Below are 19450 nucleotides of genomic sequence, written 5' to 3' on the forward strand. Positions count from 1 at the left end.
TTGTTCTCCTTTGTCCGGCGGGGGAGCCGTTGTGGTTGGGTCGAGATCAGCTCCCGCTGGTGCGCACGCGGTCGGCGAGCAGCGAGAGGAGGACGAGGATGATGGAGGCCACCAGCATCACGACCGAAACGGCGTTGATGAGGGGGGTGACGCCCTTGCGGATCAGACTGAAGACATAGACGGGCAGCGTGGTCGATCCCGGGCCGGCGACGAACTGGGTGATGACGACGTCGTCGAGCGAGAGGGTGAGGGCCAGCAGCGCGCCGCCGACGATGCCCGGCATGATCTGCGGGAGGGTGATGTGGCGGAACGTCTTCCACCGTGACGCGTAGAGGTCGAGGGCGGCCTCCTCGAGCACCTGACTCATCCCCGCGAGTCGCGCTCGCACCACCACCGACACGAAGCTGATGTTGAAGGCGATGTGGCTGAGTGTCACCGTGCCCACGCCCTTGCGGAAACTCGTACCGAACATGTCGTTCACGAGATCGATCCCCTGGGCGAAGAAGAGCAGCATCATCACGGCCATGGTGACATCGGGGATGATGATCGGCAGGTAGAGCACCGCGTCGAATACGCGCTGGCCGCGGAATCGAAAGCGCTCGAGCGCCAGAGCCGCGAGTGTTCCGAGGACCACCGAGACGATCGTCGACACGATCGCGACCCTGACCGATACCCAGAGTGCGTCCTGCACTTCGTCGTTGGCGGCGAAGTCCCGGTACCACCCGAGTGTGAACCCGCCCCAACGTCCGACGAGTCGGTCGTCGCTGAACGAGAAGAGGGTGAGGATCGCGATCGGTGCGTAGAAGAAAACGAAGACGAGAACTGCGTTGATCGTCAGCGCGAATCGGGTGACCCCACGCGGGCGGGCGGTGGTCGCGGTCACAGGTTCTTCCCGCCGCTACGGAAGTACACGAGCGTCGCGCTGAGCATCACCATCATCGACACGACCGAGAGTGCCGCACCCAACGGCCAGTTCCGGGCGGTGAGGAACTGCACGACGATGTAGGAACCGAGGAGGACCGACTTGCCGCCGCCGAGGATGGCCGGGGTGACGTAGGCCCCCAGCGACGGCACGAACACGAGGATCGAGCCGGCGATGATGCCCGGCATCGAGAGCGGGATGAGCACCTTGCGCAGGGTCTGGAACCCGGATGCGTACAGATCCCGGCTCGCCTCCACGAGACTCAGGTCGATGCGCTCGATCGATGCGTAGAGCGGGAGGATCATGAATGGAAGGAAGCCGTAGACCAGGCCGACGACCACCGCCCGCTGGGTGAAGAGCAGGTCGATCTCGCCGAGACCGATCGCCGAGGTCGTGTCGGTGAGCACCCCGTCGTTCTCGAAGATGAGCCGCCAGGCGTAGTTGCGGACCAGGAAGTTGGTCCAGAACGGGATCATCACGAAGACGAGCATGAGGTTGCGCACCCGGGGCGACCGGGTGGCCAGGAAGTAGGCGAAGGGGTACGCGACGACGAGGCAGATGACGGTCGTGATCACGGCGAGCGCGACACTGCGATAGAGGATCGTCCGGACGATCGGGTCGGTCAGTCGCTCGTAGGAATCGAAATTCCAGCCGCTGAGGTCGGTGCCGCCGGTGCGGTTCCTGGTGGCGAACGAGTAGACGACGACGATGCCGAACGGCACGACGAAGAACAGGAACAGATAGAGGAAGGCAGGTGCCGCGAGCAGCGCACCCCGACGAGAATCGGCGCGCGCCGCGGCCCGCTCGAATGCCGGCGTCGCCTCGGGCGCGGTCGGGATGTCGTCGAGAGCCGGGCCCGGCGGCGGGGGCTCGTCGACGAGTGTCATGTCAGTCGCGCACCACGGAGATCGAGCCGGGTTCCCACGAGACACTCACCGGGGTGCCGATCCGGGGGACCTCGACACTCCCCCGGTTCTCGCTGCGGACCTCGAGCGACATCCAGTCGAGGGTGACGGTCGAGACGAGCGCGTTGCCCAGGTAGGTGACCTGCTCGAGGAGCCCATCGAGGCTCGGCTGCCCGACCGGGGCGTCGCCGGCATTGTGCAGAGTGGCCCGTTCCGGGCGGAGACTGACGGCCACCGCGTCGCCCACCGCGAGGTGGGAGACATCGATCGGCACGCGGGCGCCGTTGGCGAGACACACGAGATCCCGACCTTCGACGGTGCCGTCGAGCAGGTTGGTCTGACCGATGAAGTCGGCCACGAATCGGCTGGTCGGCCGCTCGTAGATCTCCTCGGGGGACCCGACCTGAAGGAGTCGGCCGTCGTGCATGACGCCGATGCGGTCGCTCATCGTGAGCGCCTCCTCCTGGTCGTGGGTCACGAAGACGAACGTGATGCCGACCTCGCGTTGAAGCTGCTTCAGCTCCCGCTGCATCTCCTGTCGCAGTTTGAGATCGAGCGCGCCGAGTGGCTCGTCGAGCAGGAGGACCTTCGGGCTGTTGACCAACGCCCGGGCCAGGGCCACCCGCTGCTGCTGCCCGCCCGAGATCTGATCGGGCCGTCGCTTCTCCATGCCGTCCATGTGGACGAGCCGGATGGCTTCCGCGACGCGGTCGGCGATCTCCGACTTCGCCACCTTCTTCATCTTCAGCCCGAACGCCACGTTCTGCTCGAGTGTCATGTGCGGAAAGAGCGCGTAGGACTGGAAGACGGTGTTGACCGGCCGCTTGTTGGGCGGCAGCGTGCCGACCTCGTCGCCGAAGATCTTGAGGCTGCCCTCGGTCGGGAACTCGAGGCCGGCGATCATCCGCAGCGTGGTGGTCTTGCCGCAGCCGGACGGGCCGAGCAGGGCGAAGAACTCGCCATCGGCGATCTCGAGATCGACGGCGTCCACCGCGATGACGTCGCCGAACCGCTTGGTGATGCCGCCCAGCGTGACTGCCGCTGCCCCGGTCACGAGGCGACCGCGACGAAGTCGATGCGCTGGTAGTCGTTGTCGCGGGGGAGACCCCAGCAGGCCCAGAACTCGCGGGTCCGCGGGCGCATGATCGTGGCGCCGCTCGACTCGATGTGTGAGGGTGCCGCCGAGATCTGACACACGTCGCCGGCGGTGAGGGCGATGAGATCGTCGATCGTGATGTCGTCGCCCGCCAGCGCGGCATCGGCGGTGTCGAGTCGGAAGCGGGAGCTCGCCTGGAGCGCGTCGGCCCGCACACCCTCCACCGCCACCGTCTCGGGCGTGGTCGTGTGGTTGGTGTGCGTGAGGGCGGTGCCGCGCAGCGCGGTGACCGGGCGCACGGTGGGCATGGCCTCGATGTTGTAGCCGTCGCCGTCGGCGTCGAAGGTCATGAAATTGTGGCCGCCGGCGAGATCGGCACCGAGGATGACATCGCGGGCTGCAGCCGCGGTTTCCTGTTGCAGGGCGGCCCGCACGACCGAGGGCCAGGTGACGCCGATGCCGCCGTCGGCCGCGGTGAGGTTGTTGATGCCGACGCAGACACCGAGTTCGTTCATGCCGATCTGGCCGAGGCAGCCGGTGGTGGTGAACACGAGGGCCGCCGGCGCGTCGGTGGGCCGGGTGCGAAGGAGGACGACGTAGTCGGTGGCCGAGTCGTGCATGTCCCAGGTCTGCCCGAAGAACCCGGCGCCGTCGGCCCGTTCGTCGGGGACGATGAACGCCGTGCAGTCGTCCTCCATCACGGACGGCGGATGGGCGCCGCCGAGGTTGGCTCGCACGGTGTCGACGAAATCGGTGAAACCGCCGACCACGATCGCCTCGGCCGGGCTGATGCCGGCGCCCTCGGCCATCGCCATCATCTCCTCGTGCAGCGACGCGGAGAACGATTCGTGGGCTGGAAGGCACGCGTCCGCGAGCTCGAGCACCGTGGCGCGGTCGACGGGACCGCCGCTCCAGGTGCCCGACATCACCAGTCGGACGCGCTCGTCGGCGTAGCGGCGGATCTCGTCGGCATACGCGGTGCCATGCGCGTGACCCATTGCGGCAGGTGACCCGACGACGTCGAGCACCCGAATCGGCGGACGCTTCAAGGATCCCTCCAGAGCCTGAGGGCCACATTCAAGCACGCCGGCACACCCGGCTCCAGCGGTTGTTCAGTTGTGAGGCAGGAACCGCTAGCCCAGGGTGGGGAGGGTGTCGAGGATGCGCTGCCGGTCGTCGTCGCCGAAGCCGAAGAAGAGTTCACCGAACGAGGTGAGATCGGCGGGGGCGAGCAACATCTGGCTGTTGATCCGCACCCCGAAGGTGGACCACGTGTCGAACGACGGATCCCAGACCATGTCAGGGGTCTCGACGCCGGTGGTGGCCACGAACTCTTCGGCGTGGTCGAAGTCGTCCTGGGCGCCGACGCCGATCACCTGGATCTCGTCGGCGTGGTCTCGAGCGAACTGCTCGACGACGGGAGCCTCCCGTCGGCACGTCGGTCAATGGGGCGCCCAGAACCACAACAACACCGGTCGGTCACCGGTGGCTGCGTCGGCGATGGTCGTGGGCTCGCCGGTGTCGACATCGAGCACCTCGACGAGGAGCACGTCGTCGCCGACGGCGGTGTCGGGGACATCGGGCTCGCCGTGCTCGGCGTCGGTGCCGGTATCGGCGGTCGCCGAGGTGTCGGTGGTGGCGTCGGAACCGCACGCGGTCGCCGCGAACGTCAGGAGGACGAACGACGCGGTGGCAGCGACACGCAAGGGGGATTTCACGATCTTCACCGTACCGATCGCGCGATGCTTGTGTGGGTGCGGGAACCACGAATGGTTCGCATGGGCAGCGGTCCTCTCGTCGACGTGTACGGGTCCAACGACGGCGGGGACGATTCGGTTCCCAATCGGATGGCTCCCAATAGGTACAATTGAATAGGTGCATTCCGAGATGGTTGTTGTTGGGTCACGGTAGAGTGTCGGCCGTGGACAACTCCGACGGTCGCGACCCTAGGATCAGACGATCGTTTCCCCGGCCGACCCTCCGGCTGCACCGAGAGCCCCCTCTGACTAGATGATCTCGATCCTCCTCGTCCACGTCGCAGTAGGGGTTCTCGCGGTCGCGTTCGGACCTCGTCTACGCGCTCGCGTGTTCTGGATCACGATCCTCGCGCCGGCGGCCACGGTCGGGTGGATCGCAACGAATGCCGCGGATGTCCACGACGGCTCGCCGGTCGTGCAGGACCAGCCCTGGGTGCCCGGCCTCGGACTCGACCTTCGATTCGTCGTCGACGAGTTCGCGCTGCTGATGCTGGGCATCGTCAGTGGTGTCGGTGTGCTGGTGATGGCCTACGCGAGCCAGTACTTCGACGACGAAGAGGGCCTCGGTCGCTTCGCGGCCCTGCTGACCATCTTCGCCGGCGCCATGACCGGCCTGGTGAGCGCCGACAGCCTCATCCTCATCTTCGTCTTCTGGGAACTCACCTCCGTCACGTCCTACGGCCTGATCGGGTTCAAGGACACCAAGTCGGCAGCACGCAGCGCCGCCCAACAGGCGCTGATCATCACCGGGGCCGGCGGTCTGGTGCTGCTCGCCGGCCTGATCATGCTCACGATCAGCACCGGCTCCACGACGCTGTCGGGTCTCGCCGACGCGACGATCGGTGGCGGCCTCGCCTCCTGGGCTGCCGTCTTCATCCTGATCGGTTGCTTCACGAAATCCGCACAGGTTCCCTTCCACGGGTGGCTCCCCGGCGCGATGTCCGCCCCGACCCCCGTGTCGGCCTACCTGCACTCCGCCACCATGGTGAAGGCCGGCGTGTTCCTGGTCGCCCGACTCTCACCGCACCTGTACGAGCTCCCTCCATGGCGGCCGATGACATTGATCGTGGGTCTGGCCACGATGAGTTGGGGTGGCTACCGGGCGCTGCGCCAGACCGACCTGAAGCTGCTGCTCGCCTACGGCACGGTCAGCCAGCTCGGCATGCTCATCGCGGTGTTCGGCGCGGGCACTCCGAAGCTGTTGTTCGCCGGGACCGCGCTGCTCGCCGCCCATGCGGTCTTCAAGGCGAGCCTCTTCATGGTCGTCGGCATCGTCGATCACAGCACCCACACCAGGGAGATCTCCGAGCTGAGCGGTCTGCGCTCGGCCATGCCCCTCGTGGCCATCACGTCAGTGGTCGGGGGCGCCTCGATGGCCGGCATCATCGGGCTCGCCGGCTTCCTGGCCAAGGAGGCGGCGATCGTCGGCCTGCTCGACGCCCAGATCGTCGGCATCGGCCTCGCCACGGTCGTCTTCGTCGGTGCATCCGCGCTGACCGGCGCCTACACACTGCGGTTCCTGTGGGGGGCGTTCACCGACAAGGTCGGCGTCGAGACCCCGATCCATCGACCCGGCGCCGCGCTCGTGGCCCCGGCCGCGCTGCTCATGATCCCGACGCTCGTGCTCGGCATCGCCGACGGGTGGGCCACCCGCCTCGTGCGCCCGGCCGCCGCTGCCCTCGAGCAGAAGGCCGAGGTGTACGAGCTCGTGCTCTGGCCCGGCTGGAAGACGGCGTTCGCCCTGTCGATCGTCGCCGTCGCCGGCGGCGTGGCCCTGTTCGCGATCCGAGGATTGGTCGAAGCGGCGCAGGCCAGGCTCGGTCGCAGTCACGACGCCGCGGACCTGTTCCAGGTCGGGCTCCGGGAGGTGCTGGCCGGGGCAACCCGTTTCGTCGGGGTCATCCAGCCCGGCTCCCTGCCGGTCTACCTGGCCGTCATCCTCCTCGCGGTCATCACCCTGCCGTTGGTCACGGTGCTCGGTGATGTCCGCATGCCGACCGATCGCGTGTTCGCGGAGTCGCCACTGCAGTTCGCGGTCATCGCGGCCACGATGCTCGCCGCCGGGCTCCTCGCGTTGGCCGAGCGCCGTTTCGCCGCCGTGCTGCTGCTCGGCGCCGTCGGCCTCGGCTCCGCGTCGTTGTTCGTGATCCAGGGCGCGCCTGATCTGGCGTTGACCCAGCTCCTGGTCGAGACCGTGTCCGTCGCCATCTACGTGTTCGTGCTGCGCCATCTTCCCGCCCGGTTCAAGGCGCCGCCGATCTCGGGCGCGAACGGACTGCGGGCGCTCGTTGCCGCCGGCGTCGGCGTCACCGTCTTCCTGCTCACCATCACCGCCGTCGCCGACCGCGACGCCGAGCCGGTCGACACGCAGCTCACGGCCCTCAGCTATCCCGAGGCGGACGGTTCGAACATCGTCAACGTCACCCTGGTCGACTTTCGCGGGTTCGACACGGTCGGCGAGGCCCTCGTCCTCGTCGTGGCCGCTCTGGGTGTCGTCTCGCTCGTCCGCTCGGGCGGTCCGGTCGTGACCGCCGCGACCGGAGGATGGCGCCGTCGACGAGGCTCGGCGACCGTGACATCCGACCTCGCGATCCCCGAGACTGCGGAGCGGCCCGCTCGGCTTGTTCTCGGCCTGCCCAGCGTGGTGCTCGACACCACGCTGAACGCCATCTTCCACACGATCATCGTGTTCTCGCTGTATCTCCACTTCGCCGGCCACAATCAGCCGGGCGGTGGCTTCATCGCCGGCCTCGTGGCCGGGGCCGGACTCGTCCTGCGGGTCATCACCGGCCGCGAGACGCTGCGCAGCCGCCTGTCGGTCCCGTCCGTGTATCTCCTGGGTGCCGGTGTCGTCCTCGTCACCGGCACCGCCCTGACCAGCATGCTCCTCGGCAATGCCCTGCTCGAGCACCACACGTGGGAACTCGATCTTCCTCTCCTGGGCACGGCGAAGACGACATCGGCGCTGGTGTTCGACACCGGCATCTATCTCGTCGTCGTCGGCGTCGTCGCGACGCTCATCGAAGTGCTGGTCGGCGAGCGCGACGATGATGCGGACCCCGTGCACGACAGCGGTGCAGCCGAGGTGGGCGCATGAGCATCGTGATGGCGGTTCTCGTCGGCTGGCTCTTCGCCATCGGCACCTATCTCATCCTCCAGCGAGCACTCACGCGCATCGTGCTCGGATTCGGTCTCCTCAGCCACGGCGCGATCCTGTTGTTGATCACCGTGGGCGGACGGGCCGGTCGTCCGCCGCTGGTCGGCAAGGGTGACGACGGTGCCGGCATCGCCGCCCCGCTACCCCAGGCCTTCGCGCTGACCGCGATCGTGATCGGTTTCGGCATGACCTCGTTCCTGCTCGCGCTCGCCTATCGCAGCTGGACGGGTACGAACGACGACGAAGTCCAGGACGACGTCGAAGACCGTCGAATCGCCCTCATGACCGACGAAGAGGGCCACTTCCGCGACCCGGAACAGAGCGACGACGAGCCGTGGGACGAATGGGACGAGGCGCACCCGTGAACCTCGTCGTTCTTCCGGTCGTCCTCCCGTTGTTCGCAGCCGGTCTCGCGCTGCTGTCGATGCGCTCGCTCACGCTGCAGCGTGTGGTGGCGCTGGGCGCCAACCTGGCCGCCCTGGGCGCAGCGATCGCGTTGCTGGTCGCGGTCGAGTCCGACGGCATCCAGGCCCAGACACTCGGTGGCTGGCCCGCGGGCGTCGGCATCACGCTCGTCGCCGACCTCGCCGCCGCGATGTTCCTCGTGGTCAGCCTCGTCGTCATCGCGACGGTCCAGGTCTTCGCGATCGGGCAGGGGGCCGACGAAGCGCGCCCCCGGATCGGTCAGCCGGTCTACCTCGTGCTCTCCGCCGGCGTGTCGCTCTCGTTTCTCACCGGCGATCTGTTCAACCTGTTCGTCGCCTTCGAGGTCATGCTGATCGCCAGCTACGTGTTGCTGACCATGGGCGCCGGCGCGGCCCAAGTTCGAGCAGGCATGACCTACGTGGTGATCAACGTGCTGGCCTCGACGTTGCTGTTGTCGACGGTCGGGCTGATCTACGGCGCCACCGGCACCGTGAACATGGCCGAACTGGTCACCCGCTACCCCGAGCTCCCGCAGTCCACGCAGACCGCGCTCGGCATCCTGCTGATCTCGGTGTTCGCCATCAAGGCTGCGCTCTTCCCCTTCTTCTTCTGGCTCCCCGACAGCTACCCGACGGCCCCCGTCGCCGTCACCGCGGTCTTCGCCGGGCTGCTGACCAAGGTCGGCATCTACACCCTCATCCGGGCCACCACGATCCTCGATCTCGACAGTGCCCGTTGGGTACTCGTGATGGCGGCGACGCTCACCATGGTCGTGGGTGTGGTCGGCGCCATCGTGCAGAGCGACATCAAGCGGATTCTGAGCTTCCACATCATCAGCCAGGTCGGCTACATGGTCATGGGTCTCGCCATCGGCACGGTGGCCGGACTCACCGGCGCCGTCCTCTACGTGGTCCATCACATCCCGGTGAAGACGGCACTGTTTCTGGTGGGCGGGCTGGTCGAGGACTCCACGGGGTCCGGGCGACTCCATCGGCTGGGCGGTCTCGTGCGGCGGGCTCCCATCCTCGCGATCCTGTTCACCCTGCCCGCCCTGAGCCTCGCCGGTATGCCGCCCTTCTCCGGGTTCCTGGCCAAGCTCGCCGTGATCACGGCGGGTCTCGAGGCCGAGGAGTACATGATGGTCACCGCTGCACTGGTGGCCTCGCTGCTCACGATCTTCTCGATGTCGAAGATCTGGGCCGGGGTCTTCTGGGGAACCGCCGACGACCCGACGCCCGCGCTGGCCGACGCCGAAGCCGACGACCGCCGGCTGCCGATCGACCCCGTCACGACCGCGGCCACCGCGGCGCTTGTCCTGGCCACCCTGGTCGTGCCGGTGTTCGGCGGTGCGGTCTACGACCTCGCGGAGCGGGCGGCCGTGCAGCTGCTGGACTCGCGCGACTACGTCGAGGCGGTGCGGAACTCGTGAGGCCCCGCATCGTCCTCGTCGGGTGGCTTGTGGTCGCGTGGGTGGCACTGTGGCGCGATGTCTCGATCGCGAACACCGTGTCGGGCGTGCTCGTCGGGAGCATCGTCGTATGGTGGTTCCCGCCGGCCGCCGAAGGTGGCCTGCACATCCGGCCGCTCGCCCTCTTGAGGTTCATCGGGAGCTCGGCGATCTCGATACTGCGGGCCAACCTGGTGGTCGCATGGGAAGTGCTGACGCCGAGCAATCGGATCAACGAGGGCGTCGTCGCGGTCGAGCTGGCTTCCAACAACCCGGTCGTCATCACGCACGTCACCCACGCGATCATCCTCGCGCCGGGCACGATGGTCATCGACATCGACAAGGGCTCCGACGACCGGCCGACCGTTCTCTTCATCCACGTTCTGCATCTCCGCAGCGTCGAGGAGGTGCGCGAGGACGTGCTCCAGCTCGAGACACTCGCCTTGGCCGCGGTCTCCGGCCGCGCCGATGCCGAACCGCCGACCACGACAGACGAGGGAGAGGCCCGATGACCGAGGTGCTCGAGTACGCAGCGTTGGCCATGATCGGACTGGCCGGGATCCTCGCGCTGCTCAGGACCGGTCGCGGCGGTTCGCTTCCCGACAAGGTCCTCGGCGCCGACACCCTCCTGCTGGTGTTGGCGGCCGGTGTTGCGGCCGATGCCGGGATCCGCCGCGACGCCACCTTCCTCGATGCGCTCGTCGTCGTGACCGTGTTGGGCTTCGTGGCCACGATCACGGTGGCCCGATACATCGAACGACGAGGAGCGCGGGTGTGACCGGGAGGAACCCATGGATGTGATCTCTGCTGCGCTCATGGCCGTCGGTGCGGCCTTCGTACTCCTGGCCGGCGTCGGCCTGCACCGCTTCGACGACGTCTTCGCCCGGATGCACGCGGCGGGCAAGGCTTCGACGCTCGGTCTCCTGCTGATCCTGTTCGGAGCGACCTTCCGTCTGACCGAGTCGGGCGAGGTGCTCAAGCTCGGTCTCGTCGCCGTGTTGGCCGTCATCACCATTCCCGCCGGGGTGCATCTGATCGCGCGGGCGGCTTGGCGAGCCGGTACCGAGCTGGCGGAGGCGACGACGTTCGACGACGCATCGCAACGCCGCCTCGACGAGTTCTGACCGCCCGCCGGCGGGGAGGCACAGCATCGCCCGCCGGCGGGGAGGCACGGCATCGCCCGCCGGCGGGGAGGCACAGCACCGCCCGCCGGCGGGGAGGCACAGCACTGTCAGTGGGGGGCGCTACGGTCGGGCCGTGGTCACCAAGAAGTCCAGTGGATACGACGCCGATGCCATTCAGACCCTCGAGGGTCTCGAAGCGGTGCGCAAGCGGCCGGGCATGTACATCGGGGGCACGGGGTCCGAGGGGCTCATGCACCTGGTGTGGGAACTGATCGACAACGCGGTCGACGAGGCGGCGGGTGGTTTCGCCGACAAGGTCGACGTCACCCTCCATCGGGACAAGTCGATCGAGGTCAGCGACAACGGGCGAGGCATCCCGATCGACCTCCACACGAAGCGCAAGGTCTCGGCCCTCGAGGTGGTCTTCACCGAACTCCACGCGGGCGGCAAGTTCGGCGGCGGGGCCTACACCTCCTCGGGCGGGCTCCACGGCGTCGGCGCCTCGGTGGTCAATGCGCTCGCCGCCAAACTTGTCGCCGAGGTCGATCGCGACGGGGCCACCCACGTGCTCGGTTTCCAGGAACGCATCGCCGGTCAGTTCACCGGCTCGAAGTTCAAGGCCGGCCACACCCTCGAGAAGATCAAGAAGGTCTCGAAGAACAAGACCGGCACCCGGGTGCGGTTCTGGCCCGACTTCGACATCTTCGATCCCGAGGCGGTCATCGACGTCGAGGAGATCTGCGCGCGCGCCACGCAGGCGTGTTTCCTCGTTCCCGGCATGAAGGTGACCGTCACCGACAAGCGCACCGGCGGACGGGCCGAACCCTTCTCGTTCGTGTCGCGCGGCGGGTTGGCCGACCTGGTCGATCATCTCGCCATCGGTGAGAACGTGAGCCAGGTCATCACGTGCAACGGCATCGACACGTTCACCGAGAAGGTGCCGGTCAACGGAAAGATGACCGATGTCGAACGCGAGTGTGAGGTCGATGTCGCACTGCGATGGGTGAAGGGCTACGACTCCGAGGTCGTCACCTTCGTCAACACGATTCCCACGAGCCAGGGCGGCACCCACCGTGCCGGGTTCGACAAGGCGCTCACCCGTGTGGTCAACAACGTCGTCCTGAAGGACAGCCGCCGGCTGGCGAAGCTGGCCAAGCAGGACAAGCACAAGGCCACGAAGGACGATGTTCAGGAGGGTCTCGTCGCGGCGGTCAAGGTGACGTTCCCCGAGCCGCAGTTCCGGGGTCAGACCAAGCAGGAACTGGGCACGCCGGCCATCGAGGGCATCGTCTCCCGGGTGGTCTACGAGCAGCTCAAGGAGTGGTTCGAGCCCGGTGGTGGGCCACGCACCCACGTGAAGGCCATCGCCGACAAGTTGGCCACGGCGATCCAGAACCGGGTCGAGTCCAAAACGCTGCTGGAGAACAAGCGCAAGGCGGCCAGTCTGGGGTCCACCGGCATGCCGGAGAAGCTCGCCGACTGTCGGGTGCACGGCATCGACAGCGAGCTGATCCTCGTCGAGGGCGACTCCGCGGCCGGCCCGGCCAAGCGGGGCCGCGACTCCGAGACGATGGCGATCCTGCCGTTGCGGGGCAAGGTCGTCAACGCGGCCAAGGCCAGCCAGAAGCAGGTGCTCGACAACGCCGAGGCGCAGGCGCTGTTCACCTCGATGGGGGCCGGCGCCGGCAAGGAGTTCAATCTGGCCGATGCGCGTTATGGCCGCATCGTGATCCTGTGCGACGCCGATGTCGATGGCAGCCACATCCGCTGTCTGCTGCTCACGCTCATCCATCGCTACATGCAACCGATGCTGGCCGAGGGTCGGGTCTTCGCCGCCCAGCCGCCGCTGTTCACCACGAAGATCGGTGATGAGGTCTACCGGGTCTACTCCGACGAGGAGAAGGAGGCGGTCACCGACGAGCTGTGCAAGGGCAAGCGCAAGCGCGAGAACGTCAAGTGGCAGCGCTTCAAGGGCCTCGGCGAGATGAACGTCGACGAACTGCGCCATTGTGCGCTCGATCCGGCCACCCGCACGCTGCGCCGGCTCACGATGGACGATGCCCAGGAAGCCGAGGACGCCGCCCGCATGTTCGACGTGTTGATGGGCAACGACGTCAGCGTCCGGCGCGACTTCCTGGTGAAGAACTCCGCCCTCGTCGACTCGGCGACGCTCGACATCTGAGCGGGTCAGTCGGCAGTGAGATGTGATTTTAGACGGCCGAACCCACGGCTCAGCCGGGCGCCGACCGACGTGTCGCCGGGCCGGAAGCCGAGCTGATCGGCCAAGTCGGCCGAATCGAAGATCTCGTCGATCTGGACGATGAACCCGTCTTCGAGGCGGAGATGGAGAACCACAGCGAGATCGACTTCGCGCTCGTTGGCATCGACGCCACACCACGGCGACCCGGTGAACGTGCCGGTGAGGCGATGGCGAACGGTTGCGTCGTCCTCGGTGGCATGCACCGATTCCGTGATCAGTGCGAGATCGGGGATCGCCGCGAACATCTCGTCGAGGTGGTTTCTCAGCTGGTCGGGAACGGCGAGGTCGCCGAAGAGGGGATGACGGTGGACGCCGCGCCGGTGCCACTGAGCGATCACGGCGTCGGTGTCGTGGTGCGTCATGGCGGCCTGGAGTGCGGCGGCGGCTGCGTCGCCGTCCTTCGCCACGGAATCGCGGTTCTCGAGGCCGGACCGTTCGCGCCATTCGCGGTCGGCCAACTCGGCGTCGAGCTCGGCGCCGACGATGATCGCGAGCGCGGACAGCTGGAACCAGAGCAGGAGCACGATGATCGTGGCCAGCGGGCCGTAGGTCTCGCCGTAGCTGCCGAGATTGGCGGTGTAGAAACTGAACAGAATCGACAAGACGACGAAGAGCACGGTCGCGGTGAGACCACCGGCGGTGAAGAGCTTCGGCGACAGCGGCCGGTCGTTGCCGTCGTGGTCGGGCCCGACGCGGTAGAGCACCGACAGCGATGCCGCCATCACGAGTCCGAGCGCGGGATAACGAACGATGTTGACGAGCAGGCGCGTATTGTCGCCGAGCCCCCAATCACTGAGGAGGGGAGGGAGCGCGGCCATGAGGAACATGGTCACGGTGAGCACGACGACGCCGCCGAGCATCAGCAGGAGGGCAGTGCCCCGCAGCGTCCATGGCTTGCGGGTGTCCTCGATCTCGTAGGCGACGTTCAGCGACTTGAGCAGGTTCGCCACTGCCCCCGAGGCGCTGAAGAGCGCGATCGCCAGGCCGACGCCGACGCTCAGCCCGAGGGCACCGGAGCTGCCGGCCGCGATCTCGGTCATCTGTGTCGTGAGGAACTCCCGCGTGGAGTCGGGCGCCCCGGAGAGCGTGTTGGTGATCTGGCGAGTGACCTCGTCCGGGTCGGCGACCAGGCCGTAGACACCGATGACGGCGGTGAGTGCGGGAATGAGTGCCAGAAAGGCGAAAAAGGCAACGGCCGCTGCGAAAATCGTCACACGGTGGCGGGAGATCCGGTCCTTCAGGGCAAGGGCGAGGTCTTTCACATCGGTCATGAGGTCCCCTCCCCGCAGCGTAACGATGCGACTGTCATACCCGTGAGGTAGAACTACAAACATGCAACTCGATCCCGACGCCATCGGTCTCGCCGACCCGGTCGACCCGGCCGAGATCGATCTCGGCGATGGCGTGCGTGAGGTCGGTGTGCCCATGCCGCCGCCCCGGCTGTCGCCGTCGGGCGCCGGCACCTTCGAGCAGTGTCCCCGCCGGTGGCGGCATCGCTACGTCGATCGTCTGCCCGATCCGCCGGGTGAGGCCGCGCTGGCCGGGAGCTTCGCCCATCGAGTGCTCGAGCTCCTCATGCAGCGCCCCGGCGATCAGCGCACGCCCGAGGAGGCCAAGCTGATCGCACGCGAGGAGTGGCCCGAGACCGAGGCGACCGACGACTACGCGGCCATGGGCTACGACGAGGAGAAGGGCCGCCACTTCCGTTGGAAGGCGTGGCAGGCGATCGAGGGACTCTGGGCGCTCGAGGACCCCGCCACCGTCGACGTCGCTGCCACCGAGCAGGACATCGAAGCCGACCTGGCCGGGGTTCCCTTCCGGGGCATCGTCGACCGGCTCGAGCGGGAGGGCGATGGTCTGGTGATCACCGACTACAAGTCGGGCAAGGCACCGTCCCCACGGTTCCGGCGGCCCCGACTCGATCAGGTGTTGCTCTACGCCGCCGCCGTCGAGGCCGACTCCGGCGAGATGCCGGTGCGGGCGCGCCTGCTCTATCTCGGCCAACGCCCGGTCGGTATCGATGTCACCCGGAAGGAACTCGACGTCGTCACGGAGAAACTCGCGACCACCTGGGCCGACATCAACACCGCCTGCGAGACCGACGTGTTCGAGCCCCGCACCGGCCCACTCTGCGGCTGGTGCCCGTATCTCGACCGCTGCCCGGAAGGAGCAAAGGCCGTCGCGAAGCGAGCCGAGGGCAAGGCCGCCGAGGAAGCGGCGTATCTCCAGGCCGCCGGCTGAACGAGCGGTTCAGTCCTCGTTGGTGGTGGGGCGTCGACGTCGCCACAACTGGCGCAGCGTCACCAGGGCGATGAGCGCACCGATCGCCGTGGCCAGCCCGGAGCTGACCAGCAGCTTGTCCGACGGCGGGTCGGCGGGTTGCGGCGTGACGCCGGGCGCGGGCGGGGGATCGTCGGGCACGGATTTCGGCGCGAGCGGCGTGTGCCGATCGCCGAGGAGCGCATCGACGGGCGCCGCTTCGGCCGGGGCGGGCTTGGGCCGACGACGGCGGGCTTGGGGGTCATAGGCCATGGGCCACCTCCATCGGGAGGACCAGATCGAAGAGTCGGTCGAACTCGGCGGCGGCTTCCTGCGCCCCCGCCCGGGTGCCCAGCGCGTGGATCGGCAGGGAGCCGGCGGATGCCTCGGGCACGGCGGCGCGCAGGTGCACGGCGGGCAACACGATGTCGCCGTGATCGGCCCGCAGTTGCTCGTCCCAGTAGCGGGCGTCGCGGGTGCGGCCCAGTCGATTCACGGCGACACCGGCCACGGTCAGCGGGTCGGACCGGCGCGCCGCGATGCGTTCGACCGTTCGCAGGATCTGGCCGACGCCGTCCGATGCCCAGGCGCCGGGCTCGGTGACGATGAGTGCGCGGTCTGCCGCGAAGAGTCCGTTGACCGTCAGGAGTCCGAGCGACGGCGGACAGTCGATGATCACGACCTCGTGCTCGACACCCTCGAGGGCGATGGCAAGCCGATCGTTGGCACCGATCGGGTCGGTGAGCAGTTGGGGTTCGCGCGCGGCGAGTGCGGGGGTGGCCGGCACCACCGACGGCGGGCGGCCTCCTTCGGTCGGCCACCCCGAGGTCACCCGTAGACCGGCGATGGCGCCGGGGCGTTCCTCGGCGAGGGCCTGGTCGACACTGAACGGCGGGTCCCACACGCCCAGCCCCGTCGTGGCGTTGCCCTGTGGATCGAGGTCGATCACGAGAGCGTCGATCCCTCGTGACCAGGCCGTGGCCGCGAGGCCGAGTGCGACGGTCGTCTTGCCGACGCCGCCCTTCTGATTGACCACCGCGAGTACTGGCACGCCGACAACGTAGCCAACACCAGCGGTGCGGGGCCATGACCGGCGTCAGGTAAGGGACCCGCCGATGTGACGAACCACCCCGGAGGTGGTGCACTCGTGCGCGTGCTCCTCCCTCGCAACACCAGTTCGTGAGTCGCCGCGTTCTCGCCGGGCTCATCCTCGCGATGGCGTTGCCGGCGCTCGATCTCATGGCGCTGGGTGCCGCAGCCCCCGAAGTGGCCGACGATCTCGGTCGTCTCGACCAGGTCGCGTGGCTGTTCGTCTCGTACCACCTCGCGCTCGTCGTCTCGGTGCCGCTCTACGGAAAGTTGGGTGACCTCCGCGGGCGACGGGTGGTGTTCATGTCATCGGTCACCGCGTTCACGCTGGCATCGCTCCTCGCCGGCATCGCGTGGTCGTTCCCCGTGCTGGTCATCGCACGCGTCGCGCAGGGCCTCGGCGGCGGGGGGATCATCAGCCAGACCCACGCGGTGATCGCCGACCTCGTGCCCGCCCGCGAGCGGGGCCGCTACTCCTGGGTGACCCCGACGGTGTGGACGATCGCCTCCTTCCTCGGTCCGGTGTTCGGCGGGGCCCTGGCCGAGCACGCGAGCTGGCGTTGGATCTTCCTGCTCAATCTTCCCTTCGGTGTGTTGTCGATGTGGTTCGTGCGCGACGCGTTCCCGGCCATGCGCCCGAGCTTCGAACGGCGCACGTTCGACATGCCGGGCGCCGTGCTCCTCGTGGTCTCCTATGGCGCGCTCGTGTTCTCGGTCTCGGTGGCCGGCGACCTGTTCCAATGGCGGGACCCGATCGTGGTGATCGGCCTCCTCGGTGGCGCCGCCCTCCTGGTGGCGTTCGTCGCCCAGGAGTTGCGGTCATCCGACCCGGTCATGCCCCTCGCGATGTTGCGCATCGCGGTGGTGCGGTCCAGTGCGGCGACCACGTTCCTCATCGGCGCGGTGAACTTCATGACCGTGGCGTTCCTTCCCCTGATGCTGCAGGTGGTCCTGGGAATCGGCAGTACCCAGGCCGGTCTGGCGATCCTCCCGACCACCCTCGGCCTGGCGGTCGTCAGCACCATCGTCGGACGCATCATCGCCCGCACGGGCCACTATCGGATCTTTCCCGCGCTCGGGTGTGCGGTCTTCTCGGCCGGCTACTTCGTCCTGGCCGGACTCGGCCCCGACCCCCGGCTGCCCGTGGTGTGGCTGGGGAGTGCGCTCCTCGGCGTCGGCATGGGTGCCGGGTCACCGGTGTTCATGCTGGCGATGCAGAACGCCGTGCCCCATCGCGACGTCGGCGTGGTGAGCGCCATGGCGATGTTCGCCCGCAACTCCGGCCAGGTGTTCGGTGTGGCCCTCGCCGGGACGTTCTTCACAGCTCGACTGTCGCACCATCTCGGCCGGCTGGTGCCGTCGGATCGCCTCGCCGGGGTGAGCGTCGACGACTTGCGGTCGGACATCGACACCATTCGTGCGCTCGAACCCGACCTCGAAGCCCTTGCCGCCGACGCGTTCCGGCTGGCGGCCACCGATGTGTTCACGATCGCCGCGTGGGGCGCGGTTCTCGCAACGCTCGTGGCGATCACCATTCCGCAGATCCCGCTGCGCGAGACGATCGAGGACTGAGTCAGGCGGCGAGTGAACGCGTCGCGACCCGCACGATGTCGTCGAGCGCGTCGACGAGTTCGGGACATTGCTGGAACAGGGCGTCGACCTCGGCGCCCGACCAGGGTTCGCAGAGCTCGTCAGGTCGGAAGCCGGCGCGGATCCATGCCGTCGCGATACGGCGAATGGCGCTGTCGACGAGCGGGTCGGCCGCGGCGACCGATTGGCTGGCCCGCTGCTCGAGATCCCATGCGGTGCCATCGAGCAGCGGTCGACGAACGAGATTCAGCCGGTAGCGAAGTGCCTCGGTGGTGATTCTCGTGTGGTTCACTCGGGTGCCCTCCCCAGAAAGGCCCTGTGGACAACTCTGGGGATGAAGACTACGAACACCCGCGCGATGAGCGGTGGATACCTGCGCCGCCGTTGTCCTCAGGCCGGGGCGGGGGGCGGGCGCCGCCCCGATGGGCAGCAGCCGGCCGCGCACGGCGTCGGGCGGGCCGGAAGGGCGCTCAGCGCTCGGCGCGGACCGTCGGTGAGCTGTTCCTCGAGCAGCTCACGCCACATGGTCACGAACCGGGGATCGGGTGTCGTCCCCGGCGTGGGCGTGCGGATCATGGTCATTCCGAGCTCGTCGGCGGTGGCCTGAGCCTCGGTGTCGAGGTCCCAGATCACCTCCATGTGATCCGACACGAAGCCGATGGGGGCGACGACGACCGAGGAATGTCCCGCCCCTTCGAGGTCGCGCAGGTGGTCGCTGATGTCGGGTTCGAGCCAGGGCACGGTCGGTGGTCCCGACCGGCTCTGCCATGCAAGCGTCCACGGCGATGCTGGCGCGGCCTCCGCCACGAGGGCGGCCGTCGTCCTGAGCTGCTTCTCGTAGTCGGAGGCGTCGGCCATCGCCATCGGGATCGAGTGGGCGGTGAAGACGAGGGGGACCCCCGAGCCGAGTCGGGCGACGCCATCGCGGACGCCGTCGCGAAAGGGCTCGACGAACCCCGGATGATCGAAGTACTGCCTGATCTTGACGACCTCGGGCGCGGAGGGCCCGACCTGGGTCCGGGCGGCGTCGAGGTCCTCGAGGTACTGGCGGCAACCCGAGTACGAGCTGTAGGCGGACGTGACCACGACCAGGGCGCGGGTGATGCCGTCGTCGGCCATCTGCTGCACGGTGTCGACGAGGAACGGTCGCCAGTTCCGGTTGCCCCAGTACACGGGTAGGTCGTGGCCGGCCGCCGTCAGATCGTCGGCGAGGGACTGACGGAGACGTCGGCACTGCTCGTTGATCGGCGACACGCCGTCGAAGTGGGCGTAGTGGGCACCGACGGCGGCCAGGCGATCGTCGGGGATGTCGCGACCTCGTGTGACATTCCGCAGGAACGGGAGGACCTCCTCGGGGCCCTCGGGGCCGCCGAACGACAGGAGAAGCACGGCGTCGAATCTGGTCACGGACCCGAGAC

The 19450-nt window shown here is 68.1% G+C and carries 20 protein-coding genes; 9 read left to right on the forward strand and 11 right to left on the reverse strand.

The features are described from left to right. Positions 1 to 46: 46 nt before the first annotated feature. From RIB98_03880 to RIB98_03905, 6 genes are all read right to left on the reverse strand, one after another. Positions 47 to 883 carry an ABC transporter permease gene (locus tag RIB98_03880; GenBank protein MEQ8840097.1) on the reverse strand — a complete coding sequence of 279 codons (837 nt, stop codon included), beginning with the start codon at positions 881 to 883 and terminating at the stop codon, positions 47 to 49. After that, positions 880 to 1809 carry an ABC transporter permease gene (locus RIB98_03885; GenBank protein ID MEQ8840098.1) on the reverse strand — a complete coding sequence of 310 codons (930 nt, stop codon included), beginning with the start codon at positions 1807 to 1809 and terminating at the stop codon, positions 880 to 882. The genes RIB98_03880 and RIB98_03885 overlap by 4 nt, the downstream gene beginning before the upstream one ends. A gap of 1 nt (position 1810) precedes the next feature. Continuing rightward, positions 1811 to 2881, reverse strand: coding sequence for an ABC transporter ATP-binding protein (locus RIB98_03890; protein ID MEQ8840099.1), 1071 nt, complete (start codon positions 2879 to 2881; stop codon positions 1811 to 1813). Beyond that, complete coding sequence (locus RIB98_03895; protein ID MEQ8840100.1) at positions 2878 to 4008, reverse strand: C45 family peptidase; 1131 nt, start codon at positions 4006 to 4008, stop codon at positions 2878 to 2880. The genes RIB98_03890 and RIB98_03895 overlap by 4 nt, the downstream gene beginning before the upstream one ends. Positions 4009 to 4056: 48 nt before the next feature. Further along, positions 4057 to 4299 carry a hypothetical protein gene (locus RIB98_03900; protein MEQ8840101.1) on the reverse strand — a complete coding sequence of 81 codons (243 nt, stop codon included), beginning with the start codon at positions 4297 to 4299 and terminating at the stop codon, positions 4057 to 4059. 66 nt (positions 4300 to 4365) lie between these two features. After that, complete coding sequence (locus tag RIB98_03905) at positions 4366 to 4641, reverse strand: hypothetical protein (protein MEQ8840102.1); 276 nt, start codon at positions 4639 to 4641, stop codon at positions 4366 to 4368. A gap of 292 nt (positions 4642 to 4933) precedes the next feature. On the opposite strand from RIB98_03905, the gene RIB98_03910 reads away from it, so the two are divergent. The 7 genes from RIB98_03910 to RIB98_03940 all read left to right on the forward strand — a co-directional run bounded on the left by RIB98_03910 (position 4934) and on the right by RIB98_03940 (position 13016). Continuing rightward, positions 4934 to 7777, forward strand: coding sequence for a proton-conducting transporter membrane subunit (locus RIB98_03910; GenBank protein MEQ8840103.1), 2844 nt, complete (start codon positions 4934 to 4936; stop codon positions 7775 to 7777). After that, positions 7774 to 8202: an NADH-quinone oxidoreductase subunit K gene (locus RIB98_03915; GenBank protein ID MEQ8840104.1), complete on the forward strand. Its 429-nt coding sequence runs from the start codon at positions 7774 to 7776 to the stop codon at positions 8200 to 8202. Before RIB98_03910 ends, RIB98_03915 begins: the two co-directional genes overlap by 4 nt. After that, positions 8199 to 9692 carry a proton-conducting transporter membrane subunit gene (locus RIB98_03920; GenBank protein MEQ8840105.1) on the forward strand — a complete coding sequence of 498 codons (1494 nt, stop codon included), beginning with the start codon at positions 8199 to 8201 and terminating at the stop codon, positions 9690 to 9692. Before RIB98_03915 ends, RIB98_03920 begins: the two co-directional genes overlap by 4 nt. Next, a complete protein-coding gene (locus RIB98_03925; protein ID MEQ8840106.1) occupies positions 9689 to 10222 on the forward strand; it encodes a Na+/H+ antiporter subunit E in 534 nt (177 codons plus the stop codon). The genes RIB98_03920 and RIB98_03925 overlap by 4 nt, the downstream gene beginning before the upstream one ends. Continuing rightward, positions 10219 to 10488, forward strand: coding sequence for a monovalent cation/H+ antiporter complex subunit F (locus RIB98_03930; GenBank protein MEQ8840107.1), 270 nt, complete (start codon positions 10219 to 10221; stop codon positions 10486 to 10488). The genes RIB98_03925 and RIB98_03930 overlap by 4 nt, the downstream gene beginning before the upstream one ends. Before the next feature lie 13 nt (positions 10489 to 10501). Then, a complete protein-coding gene (gene mnhG / locus RIB98_03935) occupies positions 10502 to 10834 on the forward strand; it encodes a monovalent cation/H(+) antiporter subunit G (GenBank protein MEQ8840108.1) in 333 nt (110 codons plus the stop codon). A 133-nt stretch (positions 10835 to 10967) separates the two neighbouring features. Beyond that, positions 10968 to 13016, forward strand: a complete 2049-nt coding sequence (locus RIB98_03940) for an ATP-binding protein (GenBank protein MEQ8840109.1) — start codon at positions 10968 to 10970, stop codon at positions 13014 to 13016. Positions 13017 to 13021: 5 nt separating this feature from the next. Here RIB98_03940 and RIB98_03945 read toward each other — a convergent pair whose 3' ends face one another. Then, positions 13022 to 14365 (reverse strand): YhjD/YihY/BrkB family envelope integrity protein, encoded by a 1344-nt coding sequence (locus RIB98_03945; protein MEQ8840110.1) that lies wholly within the window; start codon positions 14363 to 14365, stop codon positions 13022 to 13024. Between the two features lie 61 nt (positions 14366 to 14426). Between RIB98_03945 and RIB98_03950 the strand changes: the two genes are divergently transcribed. Continuing rightward, positions 14427 to 15335 (forward strand): PD-(D/E)XK nuclease family protein, encoded by a 909-nt coding sequence (locus RIB98_03950; protein MEQ8840111.1) that lies wholly within the window; start codon positions 14427 to 14429, stop codon positions 15333 to 15335. A gap of 9 nt (positions 15336 to 15344) precedes the next feature. On the opposite strand, the gene RIB98_03955 is transcribed toward RIB98_03950, so the two are convergent. Together RIB98_03955 and RIB98_03960 are read right to left on the reverse strand one after the other, a co-directional pair. Further along, entirely contained in the window at positions 15345 to 15626 is a 282-nt protein-coding gene (locus tag RIB98_03955; protein ID MEQ8840112.1) for a hypothetical protein, read from the reverse strand. Further along, entirely contained in the window at positions 15616 to 16404 is a 789-nt protein-coding gene (locus tag RIB98_03960; GenBank protein MEQ8840113.1) for a ParA family protein, read from the reverse strand. The genes RIB98_03955 and RIB98_03960 overlap by 11 nt, the downstream gene beginning before the upstream one ends. 128 nt (positions 16405 to 16532) lie before the next feature. On the opposite strand from RIB98_03960, the gene RIB98_03965 reads away from it, so the two are divergent. After that, the gene (locus tag RIB98_03965; GenBank protein ID MEQ8840114.1) at positions 16533 to 18014 is read left to right on the forward strand and encodes an MDR family MFS transporter; all 1482 of its coding nucleotides are present in this window, start codon (positions 16533 to 16535) and stop codon (positions 18012 to 18014) included. Between the two features lies 1 nt (position 18015). Here the strand turns inward: RIB98_03965 and RIB98_03970 are convergent, their stop codons facing one another. Further along, positions 18016 to 18324 (reverse strand): hypothetical protein, encoded by a 309-nt coding sequence (locus tag RIB98_03970; GenBank protein ID MEQ8840115.1) that lies wholly within the window; start codon positions 18322 to 18324, stop codon positions 18016 to 18018. 98 nt (positions 18325 to 18422) lie between these two features. Further along, positions 18423 to 19439 carry a ferrochelatase gene (locus tag RIB98_03975; GenBank protein MEQ8840116.1) on the reverse strand — a complete coding sequence of 339 codons (1017 nt, stop codon included), beginning with the start codon at positions 19437 to 19439 and terminating at the stop codon, positions 18423 to 18425. Positions 19440 to 19450 lie beyond the last annotated feature (11 nt).

This window comes from Acidimicrobiales bacterium, assembly GCA_040219515.1.
Lineage (GTDB): Bacteria > Actinomycetota > Acidimicrobiia > Acidimicrobiales > Aldehydirespiratoraceae > JAJRXC01.